7 protein-coding genes are annotated in these 10764 nt (G+C 30.3%); 6 read left to right on the top strand and 1 reads right to left on the bottom strand.

The annotated features are described in order from the left end of the window. Positions 1–269: GNAT family N-acetyltransferase (locus ABY298_RS12060; protein ID WP_372746311.1), on the top strand; the 269-nt coding region annotated here is incomplete at its 5' end. 29 nt (positions 270–298) lie between these two features. On the opposite strand, the gene ABY298_RS12055 is transcribed toward ABY298_RS12060, so the two are convergent. Further along, positions 299–1363, bottom strand: coding sequence for a hypothetical protein (locus ABY298_RS12055; RefSeq protein ID WP_372746310.1), 1065 nt, complete (start codon positions 1361–1363; stop codon positions 299–301). Positions 1364–1451: 88 nt separating this feature from the next. Between ABY298_RS12055 and ABY298_RS12050 the strand changes: the two genes are divergently transcribed. The 5 genes from ABY298_RS12050 to uvrB form a co-directional block, all read left to right on the top strand. Continuing rightward, positions 1452–2351 carry an ABC transporter ATP-binding protein gene (locus tag ABY298_RS12050; protein ID WP_372746309.1) on the top strand — a complete coding sequence of 300 codons (900 nt, stop codon included), beginning with the start codon at positions 1452–1454 and terminating at the stop codon, positions 2349–2351. Between the two features lie 2 nt (positions 2352–2353). Further along, positions 2354–3181, top strand: a complete 828-nt coding sequence (locus ABY298_RS12045) for an ABC transporter permease (protein ID WP_372746308.1) — start codon at positions 2354–2356, stop codon at positions 3179–3181. A 263-nt stretch (positions 3182–3444) separates the two neighbouring features. Continuing rightward, positions 3445–6273: a T9SS type B sorting domain-containing protein gene (locus ABY298_RS12040; protein ID WP_372746307.1), complete on the top strand. Its 2829-nt coding sequence runs from the start codon at positions 3445–3447 to the stop codon at positions 6271–6273. Between the two features lie 86 nt (positions 6274–6359). Beyond that, positions 6360–9068: a T9SS type B sorting domain-containing protein gene (locus ABY298_RS12035; RefSeq protein WP_372746306.1), complete on the top strand. Its 2709-nt coding sequence runs from the start codon at positions 6360–6362 to the stop codon at positions 9066–9068. Positions 9069–9169: 101 nt separating this feature from the next. Then, on the top strand, positions 9170–10764 hold a 1595-nt coding region (gene uvrB, locus ABY298_RS12030), incomplete at its 3' end, for an excinuclease ABC subunit UvrB (RefSeq protein WP_372746305.1).

Genomic DNA, 10764 nt, shown 5'->3' with positions numbered 1-10764 from the left:
TTTTAGCTTCGTTTCAGCTAACATTTATTCCTTATTTAAGTTATAAAGGACGAATGCGTGCACAAATAGAAAATGTAATGGTTAGAGATGATTTAAGAGGCCAAGGTTTAGGGCAACTAATTTTTAAATGGGCAATTAACAGAGCAAAAGAACAAAATGCTCATGTTTTACAACTTACCAGTGATAAATTAAGACCAAGAGCTATAAAATTTTATACAGATCTTGGTTTTGTAGCATCACATGAAGGAATGAAATTACATTTTAAGTAGTTGAACACACCAAAAAAAAGCCATTCAATTTATCTAATAATATATGTATTTACATTTTCGTAATTTCTGGTAACAAAGGCAAAAGCAACTTTTAATATTTCACCCATTGAAGTACACTTTTTAAAGTTTTTATCGCTGGTATATTTTACCAAATCCATTTTAAGTTGCTCTATTTTTTTTGGCGTAGAAATTTTATCATGTACCATACAATCTAGCAAATCACTAATACGCTCATGAGAACCTCTTAACCTTCTTGCAATTGCCGAACGTTCTTCTTTTTTGTACTGCTCAATAGATTCTTTTTGTAAATTTTCTTCCACCATTTTTACAAAAGGATAATTTTCTTTAAAAAACTGTGGAAAATATACTTTTAAATTTCCTTCAAAACTTTGCTGATCAAAATCCATTGCTCTAATTCGGTATTCAACCTGATCAAAATCGTACGAAGCAACAATTACATAATTATACGCGCGCATATCGCCTAACAAACGAATCATACAACGTTCATTAAACTTTACAAACTCTTTTGATAATCTTTTTTTACCTCTAATGGAAACTGTTTTTAAGTTTTCCGCTAAAAATTGATCACCAGGAATTCCCAAAACGTGCTCTTCTATTAACGTATCTTTATATACTAAAAAGTTAATGTTATTTGGCGATAAAATATGCTCTAATTCTAATCCGTAAACTCTAGAAGCATCGGCTTTTTTAATATATAAATACGTATGGTTATCGTTTAAAACATTTCTAATTTTTATTCTAAATGGTTTAGAATTTCCAAACGTACAATAGTCAATAGCATCAACTGTTAAAAAAGATAGTGAGTCTTCACTTCCATCTCCATGTAAAATTAAATACATGCGTTTTAAACTTAAATCAATTTCATCACGTTCGTGTTCCGGATAATACACCCTAATCCATAAAGTATCTTCACCATTTTTATCATACACCTCAATTGCTCCAGCAAAACGTAATAAATCATCATAAAAAACAGGAATTTTTATATTTCTGTTATACTCAGATAAATATGCATACAATTTATCGTTAATTGGAAATGCTGGTTTTTTTTGAGAAATCAATTTTTGTTCTTCCATATAAAATCTTCTAAAAAATCAAATTTAGTATATTGCTGTAACAATTGTAAATAAATATCGTCTTAATTTTATACAAAACAAAATTCTATTGGAAACAATCTTAGCTATAAACAATCTGAACAAAAAATTCGGAAACATTCATGCTGTCAATAATTTATCTTTTGAAATAAAAAAAGGTAATGTATACGGAATATTAGGTCCTAATGGCAGCGGAAAATCTACCACTTTAGGAATTATATTAAATGTTGTAAACAAAACTTCGGGTAATTTTAGTTGGTTTGAAGGTAGTTTATCTACTCATGAAGCATTAAATAAAGTAGGCGCTATTATTGAGCGTCCAAACTTTTATCCGTATATGACTGCTGTTCAAAATTTACAATTGGTTTGTAAAATAAAAGGAATTGCATTTGATAAAATTGAAGAAAAACTAAAATTAGTAAAACTATTTCATAGAAAAGATAGTAAATTCAGTACCTATTCTTTAGGAATGAAACAGCGTTTAGCTATTGCCTCTGCGCTGTTAAATGATCCAGAAATTTTAATTTTAGACGAACCTACAAACGGTTTAGATCCTCAAGGAATTCATGAAATTAGAGAAATTATAAAAACCATTGCACACAACGGAACCACCATTTTATTAGCATCGCATTTATTAGATGAAGTAGAAAAAGTGTGTACGCACGTTGTTGTTATTAGAGAAGGTATAAAATTATACGCTGGTAGTGTTGATGAAATGATTGCATCTTACGGTTTATTTGAATTAAAAATTGATGGAGAAGCCGCAAAATTAGTGTCTTTACTTTCTAATTTTGATGGAATTAGCAACGTAAAAATTGAAGATGACAAAGTTATTGCAACTTTAAACAAACCTATAGAAGCATCAGAAATTAATACCTTTTTATTTAAAAACGGCGTTGTTTTATCGCACTTGGTAAAACGCAAGCCAAGTTTAGAACAACAATTTTTATCAATAACAAACAACAAATAGTAATGTTTAGACTTTTAAATATAGAAATTCATAAATTAAAATATAGCCGAGCAAGTAGAATTTTAATTCTTATTTATTTTGGACTTTTAACCTCCATAGCTCTAATTGCCGCTATAAAATTTGATATTGGTCCCATAAAATTTCATTTAGCTGAGCAAGGAATTTTTAACTTTCCATACATATGGCATTTAAATACATTTTTAGCATCATGGTTTAAATTCTTTTTATTGTTAGTAATTGTCTCTATGATGGCAAACGAATATAGCAACAAAACCCTAAAACAAAACTTAATAGATGGGTTAAGTAAAAAGGAATTTATTCTATCTAAATTTTACACAGTTGTTTTATTTGCTGCAATCTCAACCATTTTTGTATTTATAGTTTCTTTAATTCTAGGTTATATTTATTCCGATTTTAATGAGTTTTCTATTGTAACTACAGATTTAGAATATTTAATTGCCTTTTTTGTAAAACTATTAGCCTTCTTTTCAATGGGGTTATTTTTAGGAATTTTAGTAAAACGATCTGCTTTTGCAGTTGGCGCTATGTTTGTCTGGTTTATTTTTGAAAGCTTTGTAAAAGGAATGTTGTACTGGAAAATAAAACCCAATGCAGAAGCTATTATGCGGATTTTTCCTTTAGAAGCTATGAGCAATTTAATTAAAGAACCTTTTACGCGTTTTAGCGCTGTACAAAGTGTAGCAAAACAAGTTGGCGAAGATTTATCTAAAGACTTCTCTGTTCAACCATTAGATGTGCTAATTGTACTTTTTTGGACTGCTGCTTTTGTTTATTTTTCATTTTTACTGCTTAAAAAAAGAGATTTGTAAACAGCACTACTATTTACCACATTGCAAATAGTTTAACTATACTTTTTATGCCAATAATTATAGTTGAGCGGTAATTTTAAAGGAAATTCAATTCTTAAACAAACAATTAGATTAAAACAAAACGCATCAATTAATTTTGAAATATTAATATCTAAAAAAACACTTTTGCTTAAATAGATAACTAAAACACTTTACATTTATTAAATACCGTATTATTTCTCAGTTATTTTTATCTTTGAAACCTTATACTGTTTACATTAGATATGAAAAAATTAGTTATCCTTTTAATTTTCCTAGGTTCTTTGTCTGTATTTTCACAAGGTGAAGCCAACTTCTGGTATTTTGGTCAAAATGCGGCAATAGATTTTAATTCAGATACTCCAACAATAGTTACTGGAAGTAGTTTAAACACCTATGAAGGATGCTCTTCTTTTTCAAACAGTAATGGTGAACTCCTTTTTTACTCAGATGGATCTACTGTTTGGAATAAAAATAACACTCCAATGCCAAACGGAAATGGAACTTTAAAAGGCCATTCATCAAGTACTCAATCTGCTATTATTGTTCCTCACCCAGGCAACTCAAATTTATTCTATATTTTTACAGTTGGCGCAATTGTAGACGATATTGGTGAGTTTGGTTTTCATTGTTATACAATTGATATGACTGCAGATGGTGGTTTAGGTGATGTTGTTGGCTCTGAAGTTGATTTATCAGATAGTAAAAATACCTCTTGGACAGAAAAAGTAGCTTCTGTAAAAGGTAGCGAGTGTAATGTGTATTGGATAGTATCACTAGTTAAAAATACGTATTACAGTTATAAAGTTGATATTAATGGTTTAAATCCAACTCCAATAAAATCTATTGTCAATTTCACTTCAATTGATAGAAGAGGATACTTAAAAATATCACCCGATGGTAAATATTTAGCAAGTGCCACTTTTAATTTATCAAACGATGGTGAAACACGTAGTGGAAAATTACATTTATATAGTTTTAATAATTCAACAGGAGAAGTAGCAAACAATGGTATTGAATTAATTTCTAATACTACTTCAGATGGTGAACCTTATGGTATTGAATTCTCTTCTAACTCAACAAAATTATATGCTTCTGCTAATAATGCAACAACAAACAAACTCTATCAATTTAATTTAGAGAGTGCTAGCATTGCAGCATCTAAAACATTAGTAAATTCTCAAACAGGATATAGAGGTGCTTTACAATTGGCACCAAATGGAAAAATTTACGCAACTGTACCTGTAAACTACTTAAACGGAACCAGTTACCTTAACGCCATAAACTCTCCTAATGAAGATGTTGCCAATTGCGACTTTCAACTAAATGCTTTAAATCTTGGATCGGGTAAAGCTATGCAAGGTCTTCCTCCGTTTATTGCATCGTTATTATTACCAATTGAAATTACCAGTGTTGAAAATAACAATGAAATAATTACAAATCAAACAGTTAAACTATGTGTTGGAAGTGATTATTCCTTTAATTCAGAATTTATATCTGGAAGTCCTTCGTATAGTTGGACATTAAATGGTGTTGAAATTAGTACAGCTGCAACACTTTCATTAACAAACATCCAACCTTCAAATGCTGGTATATATAAATTAGAAGTTAATTTAATTGATGATTGTGGTTTTCCAATAGTTTATAAAGGTAATTTTGAAATTGAAGTATATTATCCACCAGTAATTTCAACTACTTTTATTTATGACCAATGCGATATTGATGATGACAGTACTGATGGAATTACACTCTTTAATTTAACAACAAAAATTGAAGAAATTACACAAAATGACTCTGATTTAGAAGTTCTATTTTTCGAATCTCAAGCAGATTTTGATGCTAATAATTCAATTACAAACCCTGAAAGCTATACATCAGCAAGCAACCCTAATTTAATAGTAAAATTAACAAATACTGAATCTGGTTGCTATACAACGGGGCAAATGGAATTAAATGTATATCCAACTAGCCTTGATGCCTATGATGATTATTACGAGTGTGAAAATGATATTTCTGGAAGCAATGATTTACAAAGTATAGGAAGTGGAGAATCTACATTTGATTTTGAGATTAAAAGACAAGAAATTTCAAGCATTTTTTCTGATCCAACCATTGAAGTTGAATTTTATGAAACCACCAATGATGCACAGTTACAAATTAACCAATTACAAGGAAATTTAGATTTTTCATCACAAGAAATAATAGTGCGTATATCTAATAAAACATCTAAAAACTGTATTTCTGTTGGAAAATTCAATTTAGTTGTAAATCCAATTCCTTTACCAAATGGTTCTGATGAAGAAATTATTTTATGTGTAAGTAACCCTCGTGATAATCCGCAACTTTTTACAACATATTTAGACGGAAATACAGGTGATCCAAATGATACATACCAATGGTATTTTAATAATACAAGTATTTCTGGAGCAACAAATTATTACTACGAAGCAAATGCAGAAGGTACCTATAAAGTTGAAGTTTCACACATTTATGAGAATGATATAACTTCTACCAACGATGATTCCGTTTGTATTGGTTACAATAGTTTTGTTGTAGTAGAGTCTAATATTCCTTCAATTCAAACAAATGATATTACAATTGCAGATGATTCAAATAACAATACAATTACAATTAACACAACCAATTTAGGTAGTGGAGATTATGAGTATTCTTTAGATAATGAATTATTCGGTTTTCAAGATGAACCGTTTTTTGAAAACGTAGCTCCCGGAATTCATACAATATATGTAAAAGACAAAAATAATTGTGGCATATTTTCTATGGAAATTTCTGTAATTGGCTATCCAAAATTCTTTACACCTAATAACGATGGTTACAACGATACTTGGCAAATTTTAGGAATAAATGAAAACTTTTATGCATCATCCAATATTTATATTTATGATAGATACGGAAAACTATTAACCAAATTAGATCCTACAGGAGAAGGTTGGAATGGTGTTTTTAATGGAATTTCATTACCATCTACAGATTATTGGTTCTCTGTTGAACTAATTGATAGCAATGGAAATATTAAAATTAGAAAAGGCCATTTTAGCTTAATTAGACATTAACAAAATAATAAATCAACTTTTTTTAGATTATATATACTTAATTTTAAGATAATTAAGCTATATTTATAATATAGAAAAGGTTTTTAATGAAAAAATTATTTTTTTTATTATTAGTAATATTTCCCTCAATACTATTTTCACAAAAAGAAGCTGCAATATGGTATTTTGGCCAATATGCAGGTTTAGATTTTAACTCTGGAGTGCCAGTTGTTCTAACAGATGGACAATTAGATACCTATGAAGGTTGCGCAACTATAAGTGATTACCAAGGGAATTTATTATTTTATACTGATGGTGTATCTGTTTGGGATAGCACTCATACAATTATGTTTAATGGTACTGGATTACTTGGTAATGCATCAAGTAGTCAATCTGCAATAATTGTCCCAAAACCAAATAATCCTGATCAATACTATATTTTTACAGTAGATGATAGAAATGCAGCATCAGCACTTTCTACCAATGGAATAAATTTTACAACTGTAGATATGACCTTAAACGGAGGATTAGGAGATGTTATAACTGCAGAAAAAAACTTAAGCCTTATAAGTCCAGCATATGAAAAAATTACCGCTGTAAAACATCCTGATAATAATTCTTTTTGGGTAATATCATTTATTCAAAATACGTTTTATTCGTGGCGTGTAGATGCCACTGGTGTAAACACAACTCCTATCACTTCCATTGTAAGTAATGCAACAGACTCTAGAGGTTATTTAAAAATATCTCCAGATGGAACAAAAATAGCGTGTGCAAATTTTGGCGGTACCAACACTTTAATGCTATATGATTTTGATAATACCACAGGATTAGTAACTAACGAACTTCAATTAACATTTGATGATTCTGGAGATATACCATATGGCGTAGAATTTTCTGAACAAAGCAGAAAGTTATATGTTACAACAAGCAGATTAGCTGGAAGCAATCACGTTCCACCTGCCAGATTATATCAATTCGATTTATTAAACACAACAATAAATGCGTCTAGAGTATTAATAGATTCAAACGATACCAATACAAGAGGTGGGCTTCAATTAGCAATTGACGGTAAAATTTATAGAGCACTTTCCGTAACATCTTCTGCACAACAAGGCACAAATTTTTTAGGTGTTATAAATGATCCTGAAGCTGATGGTTTGGCAAGCAATTATGTACATAATGCCATAGATGTAACTTTAGGAGGTGCATTTCCATCGCATCAAGTTGTGGAAGGATTACCACCATTTATACAATCGTTTTTTTTAACAAATATTTCAGCAGATGATGTGTGTTTGGGTGATGCTACACAATTCAGCATAAACACTTCGTCTCCTCCTACAAGTATAGTTTGGGATTTTGGAGATCCTGCTTCTGGCACTAACAATACATCAACCCTAGAAAATCCAACTCATATATTTTCAAGTGCAGGAACTTTTGATGTTACAGCAACTATAACTAACGGAGCAACAGTAAACACATCAAACATACAAGTTACTATTTTTAACATCCCTTTAGTTACATCTCCAGTTAATTTAGTGCAATGTGATGATGATACTGACGGTTTTGCAGACTTTAATTTAGAACAAGCAAATACAAGTATTTCATCAGAAAATCCTGCGCCTACAATTACCTATTTTGAAACCGAAGCAAATGCAATTGCCAATACCAATCCAATTGTTAATCCAACTGCTTTTTCAAATAGTATATCTTTAACCGTTTGGGCTAGAGTTGAAAATTCAGCAGGTTGTTTTACCACGGCTGAAGTAAATTTACAAGTAGTTTCAACAAACATACCAAGTGACTTAATGATTACTTTTAATGAATGTGATGATACTGTTGATGGCGATTCCACAAACGGAATTACCCTATTTGATTTTAGCGCTGCAACAAACCAAGTATTAAATGCATTGCTTCCAGAAACAAATTTAGCAGTTACGTATTATGAAAATATGACCGATGCATTGGCAGAAATAAATGATATAAATCCAGCTAATTATAGAAATATAACTTCCTTTAATCAACAAATTGTTGTACGGGTTGATAATACATTAAATGATTGTTTTGGTTTGGGATATCATGTAACATTAAACGTAACCTCTGCTCCTATTTTTGATTTAGATTCATCTACAGACTTGTGCTTAACTGCAAATTCACCTACAATAAGTGTTGAAAATCCAGCAGAAATTTATACTTATGAGTGGAAAAATGATTTAAATGAAGTTGTTGGAACCACACAATCAATTCAAGTTTTTAATAGCGGATTGTTTACTGTTACTGCATTTTCTGGCACTAATTGCGCTACATCTAAATCCATTCAAGTAAATGCAATAGCAGCTACAGAGTTAACTGAATTTAATAACACTAATTTAATAGTTCAAAATAATTCAATAACTGTAGATACCTCAAATTTACCTTTAGGAAATTATGAATATGCCTTAGATGAAGGAACCTTCCAAGCAAGTAATATTTTTGAAAATGTTTCTGGCGGAGAACACACAATTTCTATACAAGATTTAGAAAACTGTAGCGAAGGAAAAGCTGTAGTTTCAATTATAGCCATTCCTAACTTTTTTACACCAAACGGAGATGGTTTTAACGATACTTGGCAAGTTACAGGTATAAGTGATCAGCCAAATTCTAATATTTATATATTTGATAGATTTGGAAAATTAATAGCTATTTTAGATCCTCTTGGTCCTGGTTGGGATGGATTATACAAATCAAACCCTTTACCTTCAACAGATTATTGGTACAAAGTTGAATTAGAAGATGGTAGAATTTTAAAAGGCCATTTTAGCTTAATTAGAAATTAATTGCGTACACTAAAACTTATTTTTAACAAATTACAAGTTTCTTAATTTCAAAAATATTTCATTTCAAAAGAAACAAAAATAATTTAGTTTATTTTTGCACTATGCAATTTAAATTAGAATCGAACTTTAAACCAACAGGAGATCAACCACAAGCAATTAAACAACTTGTTAGTGGCATTGCTAATAATGAAAAATATCAAACATTATTAGGTGTTACAGGCTCTGGAAAAACTTTTACAGTTGCTAATTTAATTGAAAAAACACAAAAACCTACCTTGGTTTTAGCACATAATAAAACATTAGCAGCACAATTATACTCAGAATTTAAGCAGTTTTTTCCCAATAATTCAGTAGAATATTTTGTTTCTTACTATGATTATTATCAGCCAGAAGCTTATATTCCAGTTACTGGAACATATATTGAAAAAGATTTATCGATAAATGAAGAAATTGAGAAATTACGAATTAGCGCATCTTCAGCCTTACTTTCAGGAAGACGCGATGTAATTATTGTTGCCTCTGTATCTTGTATTTATGGAATTGGAAATCCGGTTGAATTCAAAAAAAACATTATCAGTATTGAAGTTGATCAAGAAATTGCTCGAACAAAATTTTTACATTTATTAGTTACAAGTTTATACTCCAGAACGGAAACTGAAATAAGCAGTGGAACTTTTAAAGTAAAAGGAGATACTATAACTGTGTACCCTTCTTATGGAGAACACGCCTATAGAATTCATTTTTTTGGTGATGAAATAGAAGAAATTGAAAGCTTTGATGTAACCAATAATATGGTAATTGAAAAGTTTGAGCAACTCACTATTTACCCAGCTAATTTATTTGTTACATCACCAGATGTGCTTCAAAATGCAATACATGCAATTCAGGAAGATTTAATGAAGCAATATGAATATTTTCAGGAAATTGGAAAACATTTAGAAGCTAAACGATTAAAAGAGCGCACAGAATTTGATTTAGAAATGATACGTGAATTAGGCTATTGTAGTGGTATTGAAAACTACTCGCGTTATTTAGATGGCCGAAATCCAGGAACACGACCATTCTGTTTGTTAGATTATTTCCCTGATGATTATTTAATGGTTATAGATGAAAGCCATGTAACTATTCCTCAAGTACATGCAATGTTTGGAGGAGATAGATCACGTAAAGAAAATTTAGTAGAATTTGGTTTTAGATTACCTGCTGCTATGGATAACCGACCTTTAAAGTTTGAAGAATTTGAAGAAATTCAAAATCAGGTAATTTTTGTAAGTGCTACTCCTGCAGATTACGAATTACAAAAAACGGAAGGAGTGTTTGTTGAACAAGTAATTAGACCAACAGGTTTATTAGATCCTGAAATTGAAATAAGACCAAGCATTAATCAAATTGATGATTTAATTGAAGAAATTCAGATTCGTGTTGAAAAAGACGAAAGAACTTTAGTTACTACATTAACCAAGCGAATGGCAGAAGAGTTAACTAAATATTTGAGTAGAATTTCTATTAGATGTAGATATATACATTCTGATGTTGATACCTTAGAACGCGTTGAAATAATGTCGGATTTACGAAAAGGTTTGTTTGATGTTTTAATTGGTGTAAACTTATTACGTGAAGGTTTAGATTTACCCGAAGTTTCATTAGTTGCTATTTTAGATGCCGATAAAGAAGGGTTTTTACGTTCGCATCGTTC

Origin of the sequence: Lutibacter sp. (assembly GCF_041596795.1) — a bacterium.
Taxonomy (GTDB): domain Bacteria; phylum Bacteroidota; class Bacteroidia; order Flavobacteriales; family Flavobacteriaceae; genus Lutibacter.
The sequence above is the reverse complement of the archived record's forward strand: the minus strand, read 5'-3'. Positions and strand labels throughout refer to the sequence as shown.

Coding starts and splice junctions, on each gene's coding strand:
- ABY298_RS12055 (WP_372746310.1), bottom strand. CDS start 1,363: ATGGAAGAACAAAAATTGATTTCTCAAAAAAAACCAGCATTTCCAATT.
- ABY298_RS12045 (WP_372746308.1), top strand. CDS start 2,354: ATGTTTAGACTTTTAAATATAGAAATTCATAAATTAAAATATAGCCGA.
- ABY298_RS12040 (WP_372746307.1), top strand. CDS start 3,445: ATGAAAAAATTAGTTATCCTTTTAATTTTCCTAGGTTCTTTGTCTGTA.
- ABY298_RS12035 (WP_372746306.1), top strand. CDS start 6,360: ATGAAAAAATTATTTTTTTTATTATTAGTAATATTTCCCTCAATACTA.